Origin of the sequence: Planctomicrobium stercoris, from assembly GCF_051465655.1 — a bacterium.
Classification (GTDB): domain Bacteria; phylum Planctomycetota; class Planctomycetia; order Planctomycetales; family Planctomycetaceae; genus Planctomicrobium.
Genome location: NZ_CP195791.1, coordinates 4,558,593 through 4,583,094, shown reverse-complemented (window position 1 = coordinate 4,583,094; position 24,502 = coordinate 4,558,593). Strand labels below are relative to the sequence as shown.

The window sequence follows — 24,502 nt, the reverse complement described above, 5'->3', positions numbered from 1 at the left end:
GGGTTCGCCGGCGCGGAAACGTTGGAATCCGGGCATTGCCCTGTATTCATACGGATTTCCGTGTGTCCCACGAATAGCGCCGGGCAGGCGTGATTTTCGCGAATCAGTCTTTGAGACAATTTGGCTGTACGCCCGGCCCTTCAGAGTGACAGGAATTCGATCACCGTGAAAGTTTCCAAGACGATTTTCTGCCTCGCCGGTTCTGCGACTTTTGCGTTCCCTGCTTTTGCGACGGCTGCGGATCAGATCATTCGAACCTCGGCCACGACGACCATCACCGCGCCGGAAGTCGCCGACCCGGCCAAGAGTGCTCCGGAAACACAAACCGATCAGAACAATTCCCCGTTCGTCTCACTGATCGCCGAACAGGGACTTGACGGCTGGCTGGTGCATGAAGGGAAAGAATCCGCCTGGAAGCGGGAAGGGGAAATGATCAGCTGCCTCTCATCAACTGGCGGCTGGCTCAGGACCAAAGCAGAGTACAGCGACTTCGTGGTTCGACTCGAATACCGCCTGCAGGCAGGCGGGAACACCGGGATCGGCATCCGGGCACCCTCTGTCGGCAATCCGACATTCACCAGTCTGGAAGTCCAGCTGCTCGACGATTCCGCACCCAAATATGCGGATCTGCGGGCCGATCAATACACCGGAAGCATCTATTATCAGGTGGCTGCCACCAGCAAAGCCAAGCTCCAGCGGCTGGGAGAATGGAATCAGTGTGAGATTCGCTGCCTGGGTGATGAGCTGACGATCAAAATCAACGGCGAGGTGGTCAATCAGGTTCAGCTCGCCCGTCGGAAAGACGCGAGCACGCCGGAACAGGTTTCCCCCGGCGGTCATCTTCTGTCACAGCGCCCCCCGATGGGGCATCTCGCCCTGCAAAGCCATTCCACCCGGGTCGATTTCCGGAAGATTGAAATTCAGGATCTGACAGTCCGGACCCCCTCTGGGCTGCAGTATGTGGACCTGGCTGTCGGAGAAGGTGAAGTCGTTGGTGATGCGAAATCGGTCACTCTGCATTACGTGGGACAACTCGCCAGTGGAAAACGATTCACCGATACCCGTGATGTCGGCTCTCCCGTGCCGGTGTCGCTGCAGGATGTGATTCCCGGACTTCAGGAAGGAATTCAGGGGATGAAACTCCATGGCCGTCGTCGGCTGATTGTCCCCGCCCACCTGGGATATGGCACTGCTGGCGTGGCGAAAGTCGTTCCGCCGGACGCGACGCTCGTCTTCGAAGTCGAGATCTGCGGCATTTCGAGGTAGCCGGACAGACGTTCGCTCTATGTGATAGGTAGAAAATCTGGACTGCGTGCCACTGCTCTGTGAGCAGTGCGAAACTTCATCATGGCGACATGCGGCGGGAGAATGCCAAAAGAAGGCAGACGTTCCACTTGAATTCTCACGGCTCGCAGAGCCGTGGCATCTCCTTCTCTCAGCGTTCCGGACATTGACCTCAGAAGCGAAGATTCCGACTGAGCAAATCACGCGGGCTGCGCGGGTTGTATGGCGTTGCCGCGATTCAACGCCCCGATCAAATTCTTCCCCCTGTTCCGGCCCTCCCCGGCAATGTGCATTTGAGACGCGATCAGGCTTGTCAGGAGCCTGCCGGATGTGGATCATGGAAGATCTACGTCCAGTTTCCTTTCTCACGGTCTTCTATCCCGTCCAGGAATCGTCAATGAGCCAGCCGTCCGCAAAAGAAACCCCTTGCCCGGATTGCGGCGAAATGGTGCGCGTGAACTCACTGCGCTGCTGGAACTGCGGTGCGTTCATGAACTCTGCTGTCGAGCAGCGTTACATGGCGATGCAGGCCAACCCCAGCCCCATCATTCTCAGCGAAGTGCCCGAAGGGGAAATGACATCGATGGATGATGCGGATGCGACCGGCGAGGACGAAGATGATTTTCGCCTGAATGCGTCCGTGACGGGGACCCGGCCAGCAGCTCCTGCGCCCACTCCGGCACCAGCCATCAAAGCGGAAACCGAAGACGCCGCTGCGAATTCCTTCCTCGACGAGCCAGAAGAAGGCGCGGCCGATCCTCAGCCTGCACAGGAGTCCAAACGGAGTGCCCTCGCTCCTGAAGAAGGGGCAGTCGCCCATTCCGTCGCCACGGGGGGGGATGCGCTGCTGGACATCGCCATGCAGGAGGAACGGGAAGTCAAACAGAGACAGAAGGGACGCAGGCACACCGGAGTTGTCAAAACTGCGGGGGGCGGCCTGATCATCTTCTGTCCGTATGGATGCAAAGTCGAAGTCAAAGAACAGCATCGCGGAATGACCGGGAAATGCCCCCGCTGCGGAGCCCCGTTTATCGTTCCGGTCGATCCTCCTCAGTACAAGAAGTCCGAAGCTCCGGCAGCTGCTGCAGCCGCTTCGACAAACACAGACAAGTTCAAGAGCTGGGTCGTCGATCTGCATCTGCATGTCATCGAGCCTGAGAAACTGAAGCTGAAGGCGGACAGCCTGCTGAAGGAATTCGTCGAGGCAGATCTCGGTTTCTCACCCGAACAACTCGTTGTGGCCATACTCACGAAGAAGGCGGGTGGCGGCGGTCTGTTTGCCAAAGGGGGCGGGGAGAAGAAGGAAACCGTCCGCGAAAACATGCTCGCTCACCTGAAAGAAGACAAGCCGGTCGGAGAACTGCCGGTGGGTGAGCGGTATCTCTTCACACCTGACGAAGTGGCCCAGATTCGAGTGGTCCAGCCGACCGCCAATCGCGGGACTTCGGTCTTCCACGGAATCCCGGTCTTCGGGACTGGCAGAATCGCCGTGCAGCTGCCTCTCAACGACAAGTTGACCGAGCCGACCTACCTGTCCATGGGAATCACCGAGTTCTGGAAGTTTGCCAAAGCAATGGAAGAAACCTACGGCATCTCCGGGCTGGGGCTGGCCGAGGGAATTCCGATGGAAGCGAAGACTTCCGTCAGCAAGTGCCACTTCTCCGACATGCTCGTGAAGTCGATCGACAACGTGGAAATGTTCCAGGCAGATCCGACCGCACAGCTGGAAGTGGTCGCCTATCGCTGCGGAGCCTGCAAGACTGTGGTGAGCGAAGCCGCCCGCAAGAAAGAAAATCTGGGGGGCAAATCTCCCAAGGGGATCGCAAAAGCGAAGTGCCCGAAGTGCAGCTCCAAGATGGGCGAGAACCTGCTCTACGCCTTGAAGCAGGATGTGAGCGAGCCCAGCATGAGCGAGGCGACCAGCTGACGCTGAGAAACTTCAACCAGTTCTGAGGGCCGAAAATGAGAAGCACGCTACGGATCTTCACGGCGGCTTTCACACTCATCTTTCTCACCTCCTGCAGCGAGCAGCCAGCCGATCCCTGGGCCAAGCCGATGCAGACTCTCAATGATGCAAAGCTGGATGAAGCCCGGCGAGCGAAAGTCATCACGGTCGCCTTAGCGGAAGATTTCCTCTATCGCCATTCCCTGGAGCCCGACTATCTCCTGGATATCAGTTACGCGCCGTGGCCGGATCATTTCCGTGGCTATTCAGTCATTGAGGATGAGGCAGCTGAAGTCCTCAGTCGTCATCAGGGACTTCTTGACCTGGGTGGTTTGAGACTCCTTTCAGCTCAAGCTGCCAAGAGTCTCTCCAGATTCCGCGGAGATTTGTCGCTCGCCAGCTTGCGTACCATTTCTGATCAGGCAGCGGTAAACCTGGGCAGCTTTCAAGGGAATTTGAATCTCAACGGATTGAAGTCTCTGTCACCGATTGCCGCCGCGAGCCTCTGTCGGACAGCGGGACGCCTGAATCTCGATGGATTGACCGAGATTTCCGATGCGGCGATGGACCATCTGAGTCGATATCGCGGCTTTCTGAGCCTGCCCGGTCTGAAGAAGCTGACACTGGCCTCGGCCAGGAGTTTAGGAAGACATGAAGGCGGGCTCGAGTTGGTGGTGTCGAACCTTTCGGACGACATGATTATCGAGCTGGCAAAATCGACAGGGAATCTCTCTCTGCCTGGAATCAAGTCGTTATCGGATGAAGCGGCGGAACATTTGGGCCAGCACCAGGGAGAACTTTCTCTGTGGGGCGTTACACATCTCTCAGCGCAGGCAGCCGCTGGACTGGGCCAGCATCATGGGGTGCTTTGTCTGAACTCCCTTCACGAAATTTCTGACACGGCCGCTATCAATCTGAGCCTTCATCAGGGGGTGCTGGAACTCGACAATCTCAAAACACTTTCGGATGTGGCTGCAAAAGCATTTGGGCAATCGCCAAGCAAGCTGAAGCTTCGTCGACTCAACAGCATTTCAGCGATCGGTGCGGCTGGGCTCGCAAGAAATCGGGGAGACCTGAATCTCCCGGGGATTCGGAACTTGCCTGACGACGTTGCCTGGGCACTCGGCCAGCATCGAGGTTCGATGCTGTTGTGTGTCAAGGAGCTCTCAGATAACGCACTGGAAGGACTCAGCCGGCATCGGGGAAATCTAGATCTGGGGGACCTCAAGGATTTTTCGGATGCAGCAGTCGCAAGCCTGAGCCGCCACGATGGATACTTGAAGGCCTATCGTCTGAGAGCGAATTCCAAGGCCACACAAGAGCTGCTTCGCCAGCAGCAGTTGCGTTTTCCCGAACCAGACCGATCAACCACGTGCGATCTCGATTAAAGTCGGAACTGTCGAACGGCTCAGGACCGTTTTCGTTTTGACTTTGCTGGCTTCTGCGGTGCGGCGAACTGCGGTTCACCTGCCGAAGACGTGCTGCGTGGACTCTCTTATGAGCGGTCTTCGCTAGGCCCCGTCCCGGTTTTCATCCAGCCCCTGCAGGATCGCTTCGATCGACTTCTTCTGGGGTTCATCCGTTTCCACCAGTGGCAACGTTTTCAGCAGCACCTCGCGGGCTTCATCCGTGCGGCCGAGATCTCGAAGGGTCAGTGCCCATTGCTTCTGGACGAGTGGTTCGTCCGGAAGCTGCTGACGGGCATAGCTCCACAGGGCCAGCGGTTCTTTCCAGACCGGCAGATAGTTCAGTGTCCCGGCTGTAGAGAGCCCAATGACGAGTGCGGATGTTCCGGCAGCCAGCAGGTTCTGACCCGTTGTTAGCCTCGGGACCCGTTCGACGGTCCATCGCCAGATCGTCTGCACACCCCCCAAAGCCAGTGCGAAAAAAGGAATGCAGGGAAGGTACAGGTATCGATCGTTCATCAGGGTGGTGAGCGGAAAGAGATTCAGAACCGGCAGGAACAGAAGCAGCCAGCAGATCCCTGCAAAGGTGACGAGCGGATGTGTCTTGCGGAGTCTCCACAGCATCCAGCCGACCGCTCCCCAGGCGACGGCAGCCAGAACGATCATCAGGGCGATCCCTTCAACCGGCGGGTCGTACAGGACGCACAGGTCATGCGGAAAAACCAGTATGCCGACGTAACGCCAGAGCAGCGTCAAGTCGATCGCCAGAATTCGCCATTTGCTCATGCCGATGTGGTTACGCAGTCCGCCAATGACGGTGACCTGGGCATTCATCGTGGTGAGAATGAGCATGACACAGCAGAACAGCGGAACAACCTGTCGCGCAATGCTCTCGGAGATCTTTTTCTTCGCCACCAGCACATCGTAGGCAACCACGATCACAGGCAGGACGACGCCCGCTGCCTTGCAGAGCAGCGACAGGATCAACCAGCCGATTCCCCACGCTTCATCGCGACCGCTCCGCTGGGGTTTGAACCAGCAGATGCAGCTGGCGAGCAGGAAGGTCGCGGAAAGCAGTGTTTTGCGAGAGGAGATCCATGCGACCGATTCCACCTGCACCGGATGGACCACAAACAGGACCGCGACCATCCAGGCCAGCCAGTCGTTCCGTGTCAGCTGTCGCAGCAATTGCAGGACGAGCAGAGCGTTGACCATGTGGATCAGAACGTTCGTGACGTGATAGCCGCCCGGCCACAATTGCCACAGAGAGTGCTCGACGAGAAACGTTCCAATGGTCAGCGGGGCGAAGTTGCGGGCCACCGGCTGAGTCATGATCGCGTACAGATTCGCAGGGTGCCAGCTCCGGATGAGCTCATTGCGATGGATATACCAGACGTCGTCCCAGTTGAGGAAATCGAAGTTGAAGGTCGGTGCGTAAACCAGCAATGTGGCGAGGACTAACCCGACAGCAAGCCATCGAACTTCGTGCAGCCAACGCAGCATGGCGCGACATCGCACCATCCACGAGAAAGGGGACGCAGCAGGAGGGACAGAATCAACATTCACAGGCAGGGTCACGCGAAGCTCCAGTTCGGGAATTACCGAACGTTCCGCAACGCTAGGTCATGCCGACGTGTTGTCAAAAAGCATCATGTGGTTTCGTGGGAACAGCAGAGGGGCTGCCGACCGGTGGAATCGATTGTGCGGATTGTGAGACGACGGGCAAGGTGACGCGAAAAATGCTTCCCTGTCCCGGCTCGCTGATGACTTCAATCCGGCCGCCGAACACCGTAGTCAGGTGTTTGACGATCGACAGTCCCAGGCCCGTTCCCCCGGCACCGCGCGAGCGGGCTTTGTCTACGCGATAGAACCGCTCGAAAATCCGCTCGTGATGTTCATGGGCGACGCCGATTCCGTCATCCTGCACTTCCACCTGCACTTCCCCGCCTGAAACCTGCCAGCGGACGCCGACGTGTCCCCCTTCGCGGGAATAGTTCAGGGCGTTGCTGATCAGGTTGTCAAAGATCGTCTGCAGTCCGCTGGGGTCGGCCATGACCTGAACGGGGGGGCTGGTGCTGGTCAGTTTGAGTTCGATCTGCCGGGATCGGGCCACTGCCAGACGGGCGTCCGTACAGGATTCCAGGATTTTTGTCAGCGAGACTGGTCGGAGCTGAAACGCCTCGGACTGCGATTCGATTCTGGCCAGCCGCAACATGTCCTGAATGAGCGCCTGCAGCCGGTCGGACTGTTCCAGAATCCGCTCGACGAACTTGCGATTGTTTTCTTCATCCGCCAGTCCCCCTTCGAGCAGTGTGTCGGCATATGCCTGAATCGACGTCAGCGGGGTCTTCAGTTCATGCGAAACGTTCGAGACGAATTCGCGTCGCATCCGTTCGAGGCTGCGCAGCTCGGTGACCTCATGCAGCACCACGACGACTCCGGGCCGGGGGGAGAGCGGAAGCTGTACCGCGGTGATTTCAACGACACTTTTACTCCGCTTGAGTTCCAGTTCTTTGCGGAATTCCCGTCCCGACTCGTAGACAGCATCGATGGCTTCGTTCAGATCGGCGGCACGCAGCACTTCCCACAGCGGGCGTCCTTCGACATGTCGATCGCTGCACCCCAGGACCTGCCGGGCCGCATCGTTGAAGTAGAGCACGCGACGTTCGGCATCCAGCACCAGCACCCCCTCGATCATGGTTCCCAGAATCGACTGGAACAGAGTCTTGTTCTGTTCGAGGCTGCGATTCTGTTCGAGTTGATGGGAAACATGCTCCGCAGTTTCCTTGACGAGACCGTTGATCTCCACGGCCATCAGTCCGAATGAATCTGCTGGCCGATCGCTTTTGAGCATCAGGCTGCGGCGGCCGGTGTGAACGGAGGCCCGCAGGTCCTTGAGCGCGGCGAGAAAGTGTCCGTGCTGTTCCGTGACGAACCGGGACAGCCAGGCAGAAACTCCCCAGCCAACGGCCAGATCGATGATCAGGGCGACCAGGGCGGTGATCCAGTGCCAGAACAGCAGGGGTGACGTCAGAACGGCGGTTCCGATGAGAATCAGAACTGCGATCCATGTGCGCTGCGCGAAGGTGAGAGCTCTCATCTTGTCCATCTGTTCAAACGGGATGATGGCGCTCTGGAGCATTCTCCACGAAACTTCCATCAGCAGAGCAACTTGCTGCCCCATTTATTAAACTGGACGGCACGGGCTCTTGTCGAACTCGCACGCAGTGAATTCACAACCCAGAACGATGTTTTGATGACTTCTCCCCCGCTGCATGATCCCACCGCCCTGGCGAAATTCGGTCAGCTGGAAGTCATTTCCCGCATGATCGTCGAGGGTGCGATCATGGGGCAGCACAAAAGCCCCTTCAAAGGGTCGAGCGTCGAATTCGTCGAACATCGTCAGTACGCCCCCGGGGATGAAATCCGCCATATCGACTGGCGGGCACTGGGCAAGACCGGCAAGTACTACATCAAAGAGTTTGAAGAAGAGACCAACCTGCGGGCCTATCTGGTCGTTGATACGTCCGGGAGCATGGCCTATGCCGCGAGCACGTTATCGAAGTTTGCTTATGCGCGGTTGATGGCGGCGTCACTGGGGTATCTGCTACATTCACAGCGGGATGCTGTCGGACTGGTCACCTTCGACACCGAGATCCGCAGCCGGATTGAACCCTCGACCAATCCGAAGAACTTTCGCTTCATCACTTCCGCTCTGGAAGAATGCACGCCGGGGGGTGAAACGAGTCTGGCGGAAATCCTGCAGAAGCTGATCCCCACTTTGAAACGCCGTTCGCTGGTGTTTCTGATCAGTGATTTTTTTGAGGACCCCCGGCAGCTGGAACTCGCCCTGCAGCGATTCCGCAGAAGCGGTCACGAAGTCATTCTGCTTCAGGTGATCGCCCCGGAAGAAGCCGATTTTCCCTTTGAAAAGCCGACTCAGTTTCGCAGCCTGGAACGCGAGTCCCATCGCCTGCTGGTCGACCCGCATCGACTTCGCAAAGTCTATCTGAAGCAGTTCCAGGAATTTCAGATCAGCCTGAAAAACATCGCGCTGGGATGCGGATACGACTTGCTCACGTCGACGACGGCCGAGTCATTCGACAAGGTTCTGGGGGCCTATCTCAACTGGCGAACCCGTCGGGGCAAGAAACGCGGGGGATGACCCCGTTCATCACTCCGAGAACTTCGGGACCGCAATTTCAAAACGCGGTTGCTGAAGAAACTCTTCGGGAATCCGTCCGGACTTGGCCATCTCCTGCAGCTGGCGGCGAATTTCGTCATCGGGAGGCAACTGCCCGGCTCGCTGCGCCTGCTGATAGGCGGCGACGAATTTCGGAATGTGCTGATCAAGTTCGGCACTGGTGCCGTCGTCCCGCATGCGGTCGGTGAACATGATTCCGTCGAGGTGATCGTTCTCATGCTGAACGACACGGGCTTCAAGGTCACTCAGATCCATCGTGAAGCCCTGGCCATCCAGATCAAAGGCTTCCACGACGAGAGACTCTGCCCGGCGGACATCCCCATAGAGGCCCGGCAGGCTCAGGCACCCTTCTTCGTCGATCTGGGTTCCCCGCTTGCGGCTGATAATCGGGTTCAGAAACGTCAGTTCTTCATCCGGCAAACCTGGACGGGCCTGCAGATTGACGACGAAAAATCGAAACGGCAGACCAACCTGATTCGCAGCCAGACCGATCCCCTTGGCCTCGTACATGAGATCGAACATCTGGCGGACCGTGGCGCGCAGCGTAGCGTCAATCCGCGTGACATCGACAGATTTGAAGGAGAGGGCCGGGTGTGGGTAAGGAACAATCTGCATCGGACAATTTCTATCAGGCACGTTCAGGACAGTCGGGGAAGATCAATGGCGTTTACCAATTCCGTACTCAAAGACGCCGAAAGCACGAATCGTCCCCGAATCAGAACTGTATCCCGTGAATTGGAGTCCGGAAACCCCGCATGTGTGGGAAAATTCGTTCGAGGTGCAGGGGTGGAGTTCGGTTTTTCAGGGAGAATCCTGCTGGACGCTCGTCACGGTTGCAGACATTCCTGAATCGGGCATACTGGCGCATATCACTCAGGCCAACCTCTTTCGGAATGCAAAAAATGCCACAGGTTACACTCAAAGGAAACCCTGTCACACTCGTCGGGACCGAATTAAAAGTCGGTCAGGCAGCTCCTGACTTCAAACTCCAGAACAATGCGCTGGAAGATGTCACCCTTGCTCAGTCCGCAGGAACCACACGCATTATCGCCACTGTACCTTCGCTGGACACCAGCGTCTGTGCTCTGGAGACCAAAAGATTCAACGAAGAAGCTGCCAAGCTCAGCGGCGTGAACGTACTGGTTGTCAGCACGGATCTCCCTTTTGGCCAGAAGCGATGGTGCGGCGCTGAGAATGTCGACAAGGTCAGCACGCTGAGCGATCACCGGACCGCCGAATTCGGCAAATCCTACGGTGTGCTGATCAGCGGGGGGGGACTGGATCGCTGCCTGACCCGGGCGATCTTCGTCGTCGGTGCTGACGACAAACTCAAGTACGTCGAATACTGCTCCGAAATCGCCTCCCACCCGGACTACGACGCAGTCCTCGCTGCTGCCAAGAGCTGAGCCGAATTCGCAGATGGAGTCAGAATCTCACACGCAGCCCCGGACGCTGCCGGCCTCCGGGGCTGCTTTGTTTTCAGAGCGCTGGAAGTTTCACTTCTGCTTCAGATCCTTCCGACAACCCGGATCTTCAGGTGATTTCTCTCCCACTTCGTCAACCGGGTGCAGAAACATGTAGCGCCAGACCGGTTCGTGGATGAACTTGCCCCCAGCATCTTTGACAGCGGATCGGCCCGGAACGACGCTGCTGTGAGCACGACTCGCGTTCCCCTGAACATCTGCCGCGGTGATCAGGCGACGCGTGTTCTGGTAAGGTGGCGGAACCTGATCGACATCCACAATCGGTCCGTATTCCTGCAGGCCGAGCAGTTCCCAGGACCGGCAGTAGTGATCGCCGGACCATCCGGTATCGAGGATGTGACTGAAGCCGAAGTACCGGTTTCCGGGAGTCGAGGAAGGGAGTGCCTGCCACGTTTCAAGCTGATCGCGCGGACCGCAGAGCATCACCACCCGTCCCACGCGCCTGTGTTTGGCGAACCTCGCAGCGGTGGTCGCTCCGTGTGAAGCTCCCGCGAGCGTGACCTTTTCCCAGAGAAGTTCGCTTCCATCCGGTGTCAGAAACTGTTGCCAGTTTCCTTCGGGGTTGGTGCGGGCAAAGTGCTGCACCAGTTGCCGGGCTCGTTCTTCAATGCTGTCGGGATGAGGGATGTCGACGGCCGGGCTGACATCTTTGCCGATTGAGGCTTCCAGGCGAATGTTTCCCAGGAACTGGTCGTCGTCCCCTGCTTTGGGACTCAACTGTGCAAACCATCCATTGGCGTAATGGACCTGAATGTAATGCAGACCATACCCCGTGACGAGTTCAGCAAGCTCGGGGCTGTGACCCATCAGCCAGATGACCAGACGCCCCTGAGATGGGACACGGGAATCAAATGCCCCCCGTTCGACGTCTAAAGGCTTGCCGTTTTCTTCCAGCACGAAGTTGATCTCGGGGTGTGCCTGCACGCGGCTGTCGATTTCGCTGGCGCGGGCTTTCAGATCGTAAAATCTGGGTTTGGATTCATCCGCCGCTTCCACGACCGTTGATCCCAGCAGCAGGCAGGCTGACAGACAAAGTAGAGTTTTCATTTGAATTTCTGTGCTGCGGGATGGGTGAACTACAGGAGATGTCGAACAGAAGCAGAGGAGTCGGAACCGAAGCTGAATCGATGGTCTCTACTTCTTCGGCAGGTGCAGCTCGGCGAAGTCCAGGTACTGCAGCCAGTCGTATTCGGTCACATCGTGCTTTCCCGACCGAACGTGATACCCGATGGTTCCCGTCTTCAAGGGGGAATCGACCGCCGGCGAGGAGGCGGGAGCAGCGTCCCCGCCGAGTCCGCTGGTCCCGAGCAATCGATAAACGGGATCCGCAAGCTGAGCGGAGAGAAACTCTCCTTCCGGATCCGCATGCAGGTCTTCAACGGCACTGGCCACGTAAACAGGACGAGGAGCGATCAAGGCGATCAATTCGTGCTGGTCGATGGGCAGCTCCGCTTCCCGGTCATTGAACTTCTTGAAGTTCTCACAGAACCAGTGCGGAAAGTTCTTGTTGATCATGGCGATGGTTTCTCCCTGCTTGTGTCGACTCAGCGATGCTCCGCCGCGGCCGGAGTTATTGGAGATGACCAAGGCATAACGGGGGTCGCTGGCACCTGCCCAGAGTGCAGTTTTGCCGAGCCGGGAGTGCCCCATGACAGCGACCCGACTGCCGTCGATGTCCGGGTCCTGCTGCAGGTAGTCCATTCCCCGACTCATCCCCCAGGCCCAGGCGGCAATCGCTCCCCATTCATCCGCTTCGGGTTTTGTCTGCCCGGCTTTGTAGAAGGCGGGCTGAATTCCGTTCTGAAATCCGTCGTCGAAGTCGGGGGCGATATCGCCATAGTAGGCGGTCGCAACGGCATAACCGCGATCGAGGATCAGCTCAATCGGCCAGCGGCTGGACTGAACCCCGCGCGATTCCTCGGTCGAACGTTGATCGACAACTCCCACGGGGGTGTCTCTCATCCAGTTGGGATTGATGCGGATAGCCGGATCATGAGTCACCGACTGATTTCCACGGAAATTCAGACTCCAGAACACCGGTGCTTCTTTGACCCCTTTGGGAATGTAGAGGAGCATCGTCATCGTGACCGGAGCTGGCTGATCCACGAGGGTGATTTCGATTTCCTTGCGAATCGCTTTTCCGTTCAGGGCATTGTCATCGCGAGAGAGGATCTGGTACTTCAGATTTGCCGGGGGAGGGGGAGCCTTTCCGTACATCTGTTCGGTAAACGCCTGAAGAATCTGGGGACGCCGCTGCTGAGTCCATTGCTCAGCGGTGGTGACCGCGGTGCCATCTTCCAGCTTCAGCGGATCCGGGAGGGTTTTCATCAGATCGACGGACTCTTCGACCGCAGGGGCCGACGGTTCTGCCTGCACCGACGCGATGCCTGTGCAGAGAAGCAACGCCAGAACCGGAATGGAGGGGCGCATGAAAACACCTTTACCTACGTGGTTGTCGCACGAAATCAACAGTCCATCCTGATCTGTTCCAACTTGTTTTTCCAGAGAACTCCCGCAGCAGGGCTCCGGCCGGGCTGTACCTGTCCGCCGTTCAGACATTTGTCATGAATTAAACCTGAATAACGCCAGCAGCTTGTGTCGCTCGGGGTCAACTCCGAGAAGATCTCGACCCTGTTCCGCAGAGTTGGCTATACTCCCGATTCGAACGCAACAGAAGTTCCGCAAGAGAGGACACAGCATCAATGGCGCGCGTGAAGACGATTCATGAAAAACTCTCCGAACTGGCTGGCAACTTATGGTGGAGCTGGCAACCGGAAGTGACCGCGCTCTTTCGCGAGATCGATCCGAGCTTGTGGAGCCGTCTGTCTCACAATCCCATTCTCCTCCTTCGCGAGTACACACCGGACAAACTGGAAATGCGTGCGCGGGAAGTCGTGCTGCACTCGCGCATCAATGCTGCCTACCGCGACTGGCAGGAGTACATGAGTTCGACGGACACCTGGGGAGACACCCACGCAGGGGTTCTCGGATTCCGTCCCGTCGCCTACTTCTCCGCCGAGTTCGGGCTGCATGAATCCTTCCGCATTTATTCCGGCGGTCTGGGGATTCTGGCTGGCGACCACTTGAAGAGTGCTTCCGATCTCGGGATTCCGCTGGTCGGAGTCGGGTTGTTTTATCACGAAGGTTATTTCACCCAGAACGTGGACCAGTCCGGCTGGCAGCAGGAAGTTTATGCGGTGGCCGATCCCGCTGACCTGCCGATTAATGAAACCACCAACGCGGATGGCGATCCACTCATCATCTCCCTGCAGACACGGTCGGGAACCATTCACGCCAAGGTCTGGCAGATGGATGTGGGACGGGTTCCCCTGTACCTGCTGGATACGAACATCAGCGAAAATTCCCCCGAAGACCGAAAGCTCACCGCGCGGCTGTACGGCGGCGATCATCGTGTCCGCATTCGTCAGGAACTGTTGCTGGGCGTGGGGGGAGTGAAGGCTTTGGCGGCACTGGGGATCAAGCCCCGTGTCGTGCACATGAACGAAGGACATTCGGCGTTCGCCCCGCTGGAACTGATCCGGATGCGGATGCATGACGATGGCCTGTCGTTCGACGACGCCCTGCGAGACACCGCAGCGATGGGCTGCTTCACCACGCACACTCCCGTCCCAGCCGGACACGACCGTTTTGACGGTGGATTGATCGAAGAACATCTCGGCCCGATCCGTGAAGCGCTGGGACTCGACCATCAGGGATTCATGGGACTGGGACGGGTCGACCCCCATAACCATGGCGAGACCTTCTGCATGACCGTGCTGGCATTCAAGGCGAGCCGCCGTGCAAATGCCGTCTCGAACCTGCATGGGGTTGTCAGCCGACGTATGTGGCGGAATCTCTGGCCGTGGCGGAGCGAGGAAGAGATTCCCATCGGTCACATCACCAACGGCGTGCATGTGAGCACCTGGCTGGCGCAGCAAATGCGGGATCTGTATGACCGCATGCTCCCTGCGAAATGGAATCTGAAAACGGGCGAACCGGAAGTCTGGGCCGAGTTCGAGCGGGTCCGACCGACCGAACTCTGGGAAACCCATCAGTCCCTGAAGAACCGTCTCATCCTTCACGCCCGCTTCCGCATGGCCAAGCAAGCCAAGCGATACGGCCTGAGCGAGGACGTGGTTGATTCGTTCTCCAACATCCTCGATCCACAGCATCTGCTGATCGGCTTCGCGCGACGATTCGCCCCGTACAAGCGTGCGGATCTCATGATGCGGGACCTCGAGGCCCTGGAGCAGATTGTCACCGATGCCGATCGCCCGGTGCAGTTCGTCTTCGGGGGGAAGGCCCATCCGGCGGATGAATTCGGCAAGCAGATCATGCAGCGGATTTACCGGCTATCCCAGGAACCGACCTTCAAAGGGAAGATCGTTTTCCTGGAAGACTACGACATCAACTTGGCCCGTTATCTGGTGCAGGGGGTGGATGTCTGGCTGAACAATCCCCGCCGTCCGCTGGAAGCATCCGGCACGAGCGGCCAGAAAGTGGTGCTTAACGGCGGATTGAACCTGTCGGTTCTGGACGGCTGGTGGGCAGAGGCGTTCGACGGCACCAACGGGTTTGCGATTGGTGACGGGCTGATACACGCCAATCAAGAAATTCAGGACGAGCGGGATGCCAAATCGCTGCTGCATGTCCTTCATCACGAAGTGATTCCGCTTTATTATGATCGGGATCAGGACGACGTCCCGCTGAAGTGGGTTCAGAAGATGACCCGCGCGATTCGGACCCTTGGATGGCGGTTCAATGCCGACCGGATGGTGATGGACTACGTCACGGAGGAATACGTGCCGGCGGCCGGCAGCACCAGCTGCAGCATGACCGTCATGCCGTAACGGTCGCGACCCTCGAAGACAGATCAGGAGCAGGCGGTTGCGTGGAGATCGAACACTTCAGCTGACCGCTTGCTGCATCTGCCTGCAGATGTTTCTGATCCTTCTCTGTTTTCGCGCGGTATCAGCAGCGGAGTCGGAAGAGGTCCGTTACGCAGGCCGCACGCTGCCGGAGTGGCGTGAGTTCATTAAGTCTGAGCCGCTGACTTCTCTGGGGACTCCTGAAGTCGTCGCTGGTTTGACGACGATCATTGAAGACCCGGCAGCTCCCTGGGCCGACCGGAGATCATTCGCCCTCACGTTAGGGAGGCTCGGAGCCCCTGCAGCTCCTGCGGTGCCAGCACTGCAGCGATTACTTCACAACACCGAGCCTGACCCGGATGTCACCCGTCTCTGGGTTCTGAAATCGCTAGGGTTGATGGGGACTGTTGGCCGGAACTCGGCTGAAGAGGTCCTTGCGATTGTGCGGAACCGGAATGAATCCTTTCTCATCCGCTCAACCGCAATGGAAACTCTGGTTCGAATCGCTCCGGACAATTCCGCTACGCTCAGCATCCTCATCGAGATTCTGGCTGCGGATGGTGAAGAGAACCCGCCAGAGCAGGTCGACGAGTTACGTCGCGTCGCTGCGGAAACTGTCGCGCTCCTCGGGCCCGAAGGAGCCCCGGCACTCCCAGAACTGATCCGCGCGTTGCAGAGTGACTGGCCGATCTTGCAACGGAGTGCTGCGAGCGCGCTCGGAGCACTGGGACCGCGTGGGGAACTTGCCGTCGATCCACTTCTCGATGTGGTTCTGTTCGCCGAGTCGAGTGATGCCAGAGAAGCCGCTGTGGATGCGCTGGGGGCGATCGGTCTGCCGGCTGTCCGTGCCCTCGAACTGCTGTCAAAAGATGATGAGCAACTCGTGCGGGAACTGGCGGTGCGAGGGCTCAGAAGATCGACGGCGGTGGCACAGGCCGTCGAGGCGCTGCGATCCGTTCTGAAAGATGACATCCCGCTGATTCGCATTGAAGCGGCAGCGGCAATTCTCCAGCATCAACCGGATCACGTTGCCGTGCGGATGCTCCTCGATGGGCTGGATGAAGAGGATCGCGAAACCCGGATGCACGCGTTCCGTGCGTTACGGGAGCATCTCGATCAACTGGTTCCCTATCGTCCTGAACTGGAGGCGATGGAATCAAATCCTCGATCGAACGCTCAGTCCCGCCAGGCCGCACGCAAACTGCTGGGCCTGATCGAACCCTGAAAACGTCTCTCGACGATCCGCGGGGGAGGAGTGTGTTCTTCAGGCTTTGCCCGCGGGAGGAGGGCCGACGGTCTGTCCGTCGCTGATGCCAACCGGGACGACCTGGACGAGGCTCGAATCAAGGGGAAGTTTTCCAGACCGCATCTGCTCGAGCAGTTCAATGGCGTCGGTTGCCATCCGCAGTTCGTCGATCGTGATTGACGTCAGTCGGTTGATCAGTGCTCCATGCCGCCGGGCTCCTCCAAAGCCGATCAGAGAAATGTCTTCAGGAATTCGAAGTCCCATTCGGGTGAGTGTCAGGTAGATCAGTTCCGCCATCGAGTCGAATGTCGCAAAGATGGCGGTCGGCGGATGCTCGCCCGCCAGAAGCCTTTCGAGCTCAGCGTTGATGGCGTCTTCCTGCAGGGCAATATTCGGATGGTTGGTCGTTCCGAAATAGGTGTGCAGATGTGCCCGTGCCCCCAGCCCCTTACGAAAGCCGTCGACATAACTGCTCCCATATGGCGTGTTGGAGCCGCTGAAAATCGCAGCGCTGCGGTGCCCCTCTTCACGCAGTCTCGTCCCGGCCTGCAACCCGATCTCTTCAAACGGGAGTGCGATCAGCGGTGTCTGAACCCCTGTCACCGGGCGGGAGCAGCAGACCACCGGAATCCCACGTTCATGCAGCTGACGCAGATGGTACGCAGGGGTTTCCGGAGAGGTCGTCGGAACGATTGCCACGCCCGCGACCTGCAGGTCCATCAGCTGGAGTATCGAATTTCCCTGCTTGTCAATTTCATTATTCGAATGACAGACGATGACCTGATTGTGATGTGCGGCAGCAGCCGCTTCGAACCCGACCTGCAACCCGGGATAGAATCCGACCGACGTTTCCGGGACGATCAGAGCAAGCAGGTCCTGACCTTTCTTCAGCCGTTGGCGGGCTTCTTCATGGATGAAGGTTCCCTTCCCGTGAACTCTTCGAACAAGGCCCCCACGCTCCAGGCCAGCCAGTGCCTGTCGAACAGTGCTGCGCGCGATTCCCAGCAGTTCTGCAAGCCGATGCTCCGAAGGGAGCGAATCACCCGGATTCAACTCTCCCGATTCCACCTGCGCGACGAGGTAATCCCGAAGCTGCTGATGCTTCGGCTGTGCGGCATCCTCGTTCAGCGAGGCGGCATGAAATTTCTTTGGAGAAGAGCCTGCATCAGCCATCGACGTCGTTCCATCCTCAACTGTGGTGTTCTTCAGCGGACTTTGTGTGACGGTCCAGTTCTGTCAGAGTCTTCTGGAAATCTTCAGCCAACGGTGCGGTGAACTCCATCCACATCTGACTGATGGGATGGGCAAACGACAGCTGCGAAGCGTGGAGTGCATGTCTGCGAATCGGGAGTCCGGTTTCAATTTCGCGATCGGTGTCGTCGGTGATGTCTGCATAAAATGGTTTGAAGCGACCGTTGGTTTCGTAAAATTCATCACCCACCAGCGGATGCCCCAGTGCTGCGAAGTGTACCCGAATCTGGTGATTCCTGCCCGTCCGGGGCTTGGCCCGGACCAGCGTGTGATGGGCGAACCGTTGCACAACTTCGTAGTGCGTGCGAGCCGGTTTGCGGTCGATGGCATCGGCACGGCAGGTCATCAGCACATGCCGACCGGTGCGGGCTCGACCGATTGGCCAGGTGATGGCACCCGAGTCTGCTGCAACTCGCCCTTCCACCAGTGCCAGATAGGTCTTTGCCACGCGTGATGCTTCGAATCCAGCGGAGAGAATCGCATGGGCGTGATGATTCTGCGAAATCACAATCGCCCCGCTCGTCTGACGGTCGAGTCGATGGACGATGCCTGGGCGAAGGATTCCTTTAAAGGGGCTGCGCTGATCCAGAACATGCTGCAGTCCGTTCGCCAGCGTCTGCACCTGCGTCTCACCGACCGGATGGACGATCAGCCCAGCGGGCTTGTTCACCACCATGATCCACGGGTCTTCGTACAGGATGGGAATCTCTATCCTCACTGGTTCGAGCAGCTTGTCAGGAGGCTCGAGCAGTCGGACCTTCACCAGTTGGCCCGTGAAAACACGGTCGGTCTGAGTCGCGATGGCCCCCTCGATCGTCACGCCCCCTGCACGGGTGATCCGCTGCATCCGCCAGGAATTGTAATTTCGCAGATGCTTGATCAGAAAGGAGTCGATGCGGACGCCGCTCAATTCGGATTCAACAAGGAATTCAAATGTCGGCGGCATAAGGTCGGGGAAGAGTTGAACATCAAGAAAGTCAGGGAGATTCTGAAGACTCTCTCAGGAACATTCAACGGGCACGACCGGGGTCGAAGAGTAGGACGATGGGAGGAACCACGGAAGGCACGGAAATCACGGAAGAAACGAAGAAGAATCTGAACCGCGAATCAAGCGAATTGAGCGAATGAATTCAGAAAAAAGGATTGACAAGGTCTCCTCCATTGAGGCCGGTCAGATTCAAAGAGTCTGAGTCTTTATTCGCTGTATTCGCTTGATTCGCGGTTCTGTAACCCTTTGCCTCTTTCCGTGTTTTCCGTGCCTTCCGTGGTTAAAAATCCTTTCGACCCCCAGTTGATTACCGGTCCGCGACCAGATCGAGCAGATAGGCGCCGTAATCGCTCTTCCCCAGCGGCGCAGCGAGTTTTCTCAGGTCATCATCGCTGATGTAGCCCAGTTGCCAGGCGATTTCTTCCGGGACGCAGATCTTCTGGCCCTGTCGACTTTCAATGGCCTCCACGAATCCGGATGCCTGCAGCAATGCGGACGGCGTTCCGGTGTCGAGCCACGCGTATCCCCGTCCCATCAGTTCCACGCACAGCTTTCCCCGGTCGAGGTAGGTCTGGTTGATCGACGTGATCTCGAGTTCTCCCCGAGCGGATGGGCGAACCGATTTTGCGATTTCGATCACATCATTGTCGTAGAAGTAAAGCCCGGTGACGGCGTATCGGGACTTCGGCTTTTCCGGCTTCTCAATGATGTCGACCGGACGGCCGTTGGCATCGAATGAAATGACCCCGTACCGCTCTGGATCCCGGACGCGATAAGCGAAGACCGTGGCTCCGGATTCGCGTGCTGCGGCATTTACAAGCAGGCTCTGAAGGTCGTGCCCATAGAAAATGTTGTCCCCCAGAACGAGACAGACGGAGCTTGTCCCCAGGAATGTTTCCCCGATAAGAAACGCTTCCGCCAGCCCACGCGGTGCCGCCTGTTCGGCGTACTGGATCGAGATTCCCAGTCCTTGTCCGTCCCCCAGCAACCGCTGATACAACGGCAGATCCACCGGTGTGCTGATGACAAGGATGTCACGGATCCCCGCCAGCATCAGGACGCTGAGCGGGTAGTAGATCATTGGTTTGTCGTAAATCGGCAGGAGTTGTTTGCTCACGACAGCAGTCATCGGGTGCAGACGGGTCCCGGCTCCCCCGGCAAGGATGATTCCCTTAGTAGTCACTGACGGCACGCTGACCTCGCCTTGGCTGAGTGGACTGGATGGGATAATGTGTGAACAGGGTCTGGAGAAACTGAAATCAGGACTTAGTGGAGACAGACTTTCCGTTGAATCGAGTCTGCGCCTCGAGCAGGGACACCGTCAACCAGAGTTCCTGGATCAGGATGGCGATTCGATGACGATTTTCCCGGATCTGCAGGTTTTTCCGGAGGTTTCGACCTTGTCGGCACTCCACGAGGATTGTCCGTAATGACTGCAAGCCCCATGAGCAGATCGGTCGAAACGCCTCCGTCCCATGCACGTTTTTCCTGGATCCCGATCGCTCCGATCTGGCTGACGTTCTTAGGATGGTCGCTGCTGCGCGTGCCGGTGCCCGGGGTGAACGAACCGCACTATCTGGGAAAGGCCCGGCACTGGTGGAACCCGGAATGGTGTCCGGGTGATTTCTTTCTCGACTCCTCCAACCCGCATCTGGTCTTTTACTGCACCTTCGGCTGGTTCGCTCACTTTTTCTCGTTACCGGTTGCGGCTGTGATCGGCCGGACACTCGGCCTGCTGGTGCTCGCCTGTGGATGGCAGCGATTGTCGCATGCGGTGACCGGCTTCAAGTGGGCCGGACTTCTCGCAGCTCCATTATTTCTGATGCTGCAGTCGCTGGGAAATCTTTCCGGCGAATGGCTGGTGGGGGGAATCGAAGCGAAGGTCCCGGCATACGGATGTCTGTTCTGGGCGATCGGGAGTTTTCTGAGTGGAAGATTCCTCTCAGCAGCCGTGGTGGCAGGAATGGCGGTCAGTCTGCATCCGCTGGTCGGCCTCTGGGGAGTCGTGGCAGCTGGGATGGCGACAGCATTGATGAGATTCACGTCCGCCTCCCCGTCACTCCCGAGGCTCCGTACGGGAATGATGATGTTGCTCCTCTTCGGAGTTGCTTCGCTGCCGGGACTGGTCCCTGCTTTGGGGACATTGCGGTCCTCGGATCCCAGTCTGGATCGAATCGCCAATCAGCTGCAGGTGGCCGGCCGGCTCGCCCATCATCTGGATCCGATGCGGTTTCATAAGGAGGCGTACCGTTATTTCGGAATGATGCTCGTGATGTGGCTGCTGGTGCAGCGGCGCGTGTATCAGACGCCTCGCCAGCGGTGGTGGACTGCTTTCGTGCTCTCTGCGGTGTTCATCGTCGGGATCGGCATCATCCTCGGCTGGGGTGCGCGACCGGTGACGAAGATGCCCGGGTTTGAATGGCGTCTGAAACTCCTGAAGTTTTACTTCTTCCGACTGGGCGACCAGCTGGTTCCCATCGCACTGGCCCTCTCCGCGACGTGCCTGTATCTGGAATCCATGGCAGATGCGGTCCGGAAACGCAGACTGCTTGCAGCCGGAGGGCTTGCGGCTGTCATCACGATCATCGGAGCATTGACGATCCCGTTTCCCGATGGGAATCCGAGTCGTCTCTCGCCGCAACAGCTCCAGCACTGGTCTGAAGCCTGTGCCTGGATGGAATCTCATTCCCAGCCCGAGGATCTGATCCATTGCACCGATTCCGGATGGGCCATCAAATGGTATGCGCAGCGACCGGAATATGTCAGCTACAAAGACATGCCGCAGGATTCCGCCTCCATCTGCGAATGGAATCGACGGCTGTGGGTGATCGCCAACTGGCGGATCGCTTCGATGAATGACAACGAAGTCACCGCTGCGGAACTGGCTGACCTCGAAAAACTGACAGGGATCCGGTTTCTTGTCTGTCGAAAATTCGGTCCGGTCTCTGTCACGCCGGTGTACTCGAACGACACCTTTCAGGTCTATGAGATCCCGCAGCCGTGAAGCACTTTGTCCTCCTCATGAAAGACGGGATGGGTCAAAGACTTCGCCGACTGGAGGCATGCAGAAACAATTGAGCCCGACCTGCATTCAGGCCGGGCTCAAGCTTCATTTCTCGTGAGGAACGTTCTGAAACGAATCAGACGTCGTTGACGGTCGGCACTTCGAAGCCGGCGTTGTTCGGATCTTTCAACAGCGCGTTGGCTGCGTCGGCATGGTCGCCGGTATGCCGTTCGGTGACGGGATCAAAGGTCAGCCACGGACCCACGACGTACTCAGCTTCATCCTCGGGGACACCGACACCGTTCTTCATGATGTCGTGCAGTTTCAGGAAGTGCTCGTAAGCATCCTTGTCGTCGCCGAACCGTCCCGCTTTGGCATTGAAGGGAACTTTGGTTCCCAGCCGGTACGAGTTGTTCATGAGATGCCCGAGCACGCAGCTTTGATGTGCCGTGAGCGCATCTGCGTTGACCAGCGACGAATCATTCGCCCGGCAGGCTGTGATGAAGCTGCCGAAGTTTCCACCGCCGGTCACCTTTCCATTCGGGATCTCAATCGGTTCGCCGGTCTCGCTTCCGGCAGGATAGTAATGTCCTTTGACGATCTTCCCGCCGTCTTCGAAGTAGTACTCGTTCTCGACCTGAGTCTGGTAGCCGTCGTAGTTGATGTTCCGGACATTGAAGAAGACTTTCTGTCCGTTGGGATATTCCGCGATCCCCATCATGGTGTTCGGTGTTTCTCCCTGATCGTTCCACAGGAAGCGACCGCCAATGGCCATGGCACGGACGGGATGAGTCAGTTCCGGGTCAAGGGCCCAGCGGGCGATGTCCAGCTGGTGCGTCCCCTGATTATTCAAATCCCCGTTGCCGGTCTTCCAGAACCAGTGCCAGTTGTAATGGACGAAGTTCTTGTGGTAGTGGTCGATGACGGCCGGACCCTTCCACAGATTCCAGTCGAGATTGGCCGGGGGATCGGTGGCTGGCTGCATGCCGAGGTTCCCGCGGTTTCCGGTCTTGCAGCAGTAGCCATACGAAATCTTCAGCTTGCCGAACTTGCCGGCGTGGATCAGTTCCTGCAAGCCAGCCACTTTGGGGTCGCTGCGGTTTTGCGTGCCATGCTGAACCACAACGCCATACTTCTTCTGAGCTGCGACAGCAATTCGTCCTTCTTCGATGTCATGGCTCATCGGCTTTTCGACATACACATGCTTGCCAGCCTGAGCTGCCCAGATGGTCATCAGCGAGTGCCAGTGATTCGGAGTGGCAATGGAAACGGCATCGACGTTCGGATCATCCAGCACAGTCCGGATGTCGCTGACCCCTTTAGGCTGGCTTTGTCCCTCGGTTTTGGCTGCGATTCCCTTCAATGCGTTGTTGAGAACATTGCTGTCCGGATCAACCACATAGGCAACTTCGATGTCCTTCTTGCCCAGGTAATTACTCAGGTGGGCCTGACCTCGTCCGTTCAGACCGACGACAGCCACCCGGAAGCGATCGTTCGCTCCGTTGACAGCACCTGACGCCCGTGTCCCTGTCAGCAACAGCGAACCGCCGGCGAGGGATGATATTTGGAGAAATCTACGGCGAGTAAATTGGGTCATCGGATCTCCTCGGGGGTCAGTGGCGCGAAAGACGGTGGGACATGCTGGCGGGGCAGCTTCCGAATATCTTCCACACTGACCGCAGGAGATGCCAGTCCGTCAGGCAACTTTTTCGGCTGCTCAAGCAAACAGTTGAGAATGTCAGATCATCAGCGACAATGCGTCACTGACAACCATTCTCAAAACACTTATGATCATTTTTCAGTGAATCCAGTTCGTCTTGCCCCGATTCGGTACGAGTTCGATTTTGTCCCAACAATGTCGAATTCCTCGTTGCACTGAATTTCGTCAACCTGACGTACCATCCCCGACTAAGGATCCTCCGATGTGCTCTCGAAGACTCTTCCTGGCGTATGCAGCGGCCGTTCTGATTCCTGCCTGGACCATTCAGGCCGCTGAAACCCCTGCCCGCATTCTCTTTGTGACCCAAAGCCTGACTTACAGGCATGGATCGGTCGACCGGAAGACGGAGACGCTCGCTCCTGCGGAAATTGCGCTGACTCAGCTGGGAGAATCCACAGGCCTGTTCACAGTGCACTGCACTCAGGACGCCGCTGCCGACTTCACGAAAGAGAACCTGCAGAACTACGACATCGTCGCCTTTTACACGACGGGAACACTGCCGATTTCCCAGGAGAATCTGGAGTACTTCTTCAAAGAATGGCTGCCGCAGAAAGGCCACGGAGTTCTGGGATTCCACTCAGCCATGGACACCTTTCATGATTACGAGCCGTACTGGGACATGATCGGCGGATCGTTTATCAGCCATCCCTGGAACTCCGGGACAGATGTCGTCCTTCAGAATCACGAGCCCGGGAATCCACTGACGAAATCTTTCGGAGCGGAATTCCCGATCAAGGAAGAGATTTACATGTATCGCAACTGGCAGCCGGAAAAAGTCCACGTCCTGATGAGTCTCGACTACTCCAGGAGTCCAATCGGCGGGGAAGTCAACGTTGCCCACGGTTATCACGTCCCTGTCTGCTGGATCAAGAACTATGGGGAAGGAAAGGTCTACTGCAATAACCTGGGGCATAACGAAACAACCTGGACCAACCCGGCTTTCCTGTCCTCGATCACCGAGGCGGTGAAGTGGATCCGTGGCGATGTGAGTGTCGACGCGACTCCAAATCCGGAAGTTTCCGCAGCTCAGGAAGCGAAAGCAAAGGCAGACGCTGCTGCCGGGAAATTCAACCTCAAGGGACAATGAGCAGGACGAGATGCT

Annotated in this window: 18 protein-coding genes; 9 read left to right on the top strand and 9 right to left on the bottom strand. The window is 57.8% G+C overall.

The window, feature by feature from the left end; all coding sequences use genetic code 11:
* Nucleotides 1-165: 165 nt before the first annotated feature.
* The 3 genes from SH661x_RS18355 (at nt 166) to SH661x_RS18345 (ending at nt 4,617) form a co-directional block, all read left to right on the top strand.
* Nucleotides 166-1,266: a family 16 glycoside hydrolase gene (locus SH661x_RS18355; protein WP_437224530.1), complete on the top strand. Its 1,101-nt coding sequence runs from the start codon at nt 166-168 to the stop codon at nt 1,264-1,266.
* A gap of 415 nt (nt 1,267-1,681) precedes the next feature.
* Nucleotides 1,682-3,211, top strand: a complete 1,530-nt coding sequence (locus SH661x_RS18350) for a hypothetical protein (RefSeq protein WP_437224528.1) — start codon at nt 1,682-1,684, stop codon at nt 3,209-3,211.
* Nucleotides 3,212-3,246: 35 nt separating this feature from the next.
* On the top strand, nt 3,247-4,617 hold the full coding sequence (locus SH661x_RS18345; RefSeq protein ID WP_437224526.1) for a hypothetical protein: 1,371 nt from the start codon (nt 3,247-3,249) through the stop codon (nt 4,615-4,617).
* Nucleotides 4,618-4,740: 123 nt separating this feature from the next.
* Here the strand turns inward: SH661x_RS18345 and SH661x_RS18340 are convergent, their stop codons facing one another.
* Nucleotides 4,741-6,138, bottom strand: a complete 1,398-nt coding sequence (locus SH661x_RS18340; protein ID WP_437224524.1) for a hypothetical protein — start codon at nt 6,136-6,138, stop codon at nt 4,741-4,743.
* A gap of 136 nt (nt 6,139-6,274) precedes the next feature.
* A complete protein-coding gene (locus tag SH661x_RS18335; RefSeq protein ID WP_437224522.1) occupies nt 6,275-7,819 on the bottom strand; it encodes a sensor histidine kinase in 1,545 nt (514 codons plus the stop codon).
* A gap of 72 nt (nt 7,820-7,891) precedes the next feature.
* Between SH661x_RS18335 and SH661x_RS18330 the strand changes: the two genes are divergently transcribed.
* Nucleotides 7,892-8,800, top strand: a complete 909-nt coding sequence (locus tag SH661x_RS18330; RefSeq protein ID WP_437224519.1) for a DUF58 domain-containing protein — start codon at nt 7,892-7,894, stop codon at nt 8,798-8,800.
* A 9-nt stretch (nt 8,801-8,809) separates the two neighbouring features.
* On the opposite strand, the gene def is transcribed toward SH661x_RS18330, so the two are convergent.
* Entirely contained in the window at nt 8,810-9,454 is a 645-nt protein-coding gene (def, locus tag SH661x_RS18325; RefSeq protein ID WP_437224516.1) for a peptide deformylase, read from the bottom strand.
* Between the two features lie 287 nt (nt 9,455-9,741).
* Here def and tpx point away from each other — a divergent pair, with 287 nt between their 5' ends.
* A complete protein-coding gene (gene tpx, locus SH661x_RS18320) occupies nt 9,742-10,245 on the top strand; it encodes a thiol peroxidase (protein WP_437224514.1) in 504 nt (167 codons plus the stop codon).
* Between the two features lie 90 nt (nt 10,246-10,335).
* Here the strand turns inward: tpx and SH661x_RS18315 are convergent, their stop codons facing one another.
* Together SH661x_RS18315 and SH661x_RS18310 are read right to left on the bottom strand one after the other, a co-directional pair.
* The gene (locus SH661x_RS18315) at nt 10,336-11,370 is read right to left on the bottom strand and encodes a BPSS1187 family protein (RefSeq protein WP_437224511.1); all 1,035 of its coding nucleotides are present in this window, start codon (nt 11,368-11,370) and stop codon (nt 10,336-10,338) included.
* Between the two features lie 87 nt (nt 11,371-11,457).
* Complete coding sequence (locus SH661x_RS18310) at nt 11,458-12,753, bottom strand: glucuronyl esterase domain-containing protein (RefSeq protein ID WP_437224508.1); 1,296 nt, start codon at nt 12,751-12,753, stop codon at nt 11,458-11,460.
* A 272-nt stretch (nt 12,754-13,025) separates the two neighbouring features.
* On the opposite strand from SH661x_RS18310, the gene glgP reads away from it, so the two are divergent.
* Complete coding sequence (gene glgP / locus SH661x_RS18305) at nt 13,026-15,173, top strand: alpha-glucan family phosphorylase (RefSeq protein WP_437224505.1); 2,148 nt, start codon at nt 13,026-13,028, stop codon at nt 15,171-15,173.
* Nucleotides 15,174-15,210: 37 nt separating this feature from the next.
* Nucleotides 15,211-16,416, top strand: a complete 1,206-nt coding sequence (locus SH661x_RS18300) for a HEAT repeat domain-containing protein (protein WP_437224503.1) — start codon at nt 15,211-15,213, stop codon at nt 16,414-16,416.
* Between the two features lie 39 nt (nt 16,417-16,455).
* Here the strand turns inward: SH661x_RS18300 and SH661x_RS18295 are convergent, their stop codons facing one another.
* The 3 genes from SH661x_RS18295 to rfbA all read right to left on the bottom strand — a co-directional run bounded on the left by SH661x_RS18295 (nt 16,456) and on the right by rfbA (nt 19,859).
* On the bottom strand, nt 16,456-17,610 hold the full coding sequence (locus SH661x_RS18295) for a substrate-binding domain-containing protein (protein ID WP_437224500.1): 1,155 nt from the start codon (nt 17,608-17,610) through the stop codon (nt 16,456-16,458).
* Nucleotides 17,611-17,626: 16 nt separating this feature from the next.
* On the bottom strand, nt 17,627-18,598 hold the full coding sequence (locus tag SH661x_RS18290; RefSeq protein ID WP_437224498.1) for an RluA family pseudouridine synthase: 972 nt from the start codon (nt 18,596-18,598) through the stop codon (nt 17,627-17,629).
* Between the two features lie 385 nt (nt 18,599-18,983).
* Nucleotides 18,984-19,859, bottom strand: a complete 876-nt coding sequence (rfbA, locus tag SH661x_RS18285; RefSeq protein ID WP_437231220.1) for a glucose-1-phosphate thymidylyltransferase RfbA — start codon at nt 19,857-19,859, stop codon at nt 18,984-18,986.
* 261 nt (nt 19,860-20,120) lie between these two features.
* On the opposite strand from rfbA, the gene SH661x_RS18280 reads away from it, so the two are divergent.
* The gene (locus SH661x_RS18280) at nt 20,121-21,680 is read left to right on the top strand and encodes a DUF6798 domain-containing protein (protein WP_437224496.1); all 1,560 of its coding nucleotides are present in this window, start codon (nt 20,121-20,123) and stop codon (nt 21,678-21,680) included.
* Nucleotides 21,681-21,816: 136 nt separating this feature from the next.
* Here SH661x_RS18280 and SH661x_RS18275 read toward each other — a convergent pair whose 3' ends face one another.
* Complete coding sequence (locus tag SH661x_RS18275) at nt 21,817-23,277, bottom strand: Gfo/Idh/MocA family protein (RefSeq protein WP_437224493.1); 1,461 nt, start codon at nt 23,275-23,277, stop codon at nt 21,817-21,819.
* A 325-nt stretch (nt 23,278-23,602) separates the two neighbouring features.
* On the opposite strand from SH661x_RS18275, the gene SH661x_RS18270 reads away from it, so the two are divergent.
* Nucleotides 23,603-24,487: a ThuA domain-containing protein gene (locus SH661x_RS18270; protein ID WP_437224491.1), complete on the top strand. Its 885-nt coding sequence runs from the start codon at nt 23,603-23,605 to the stop codon at nt 24,485-24,487.
* The last annotated feature ends 15 nt before the right edge of the window (nt 24,488-24,502 follow it).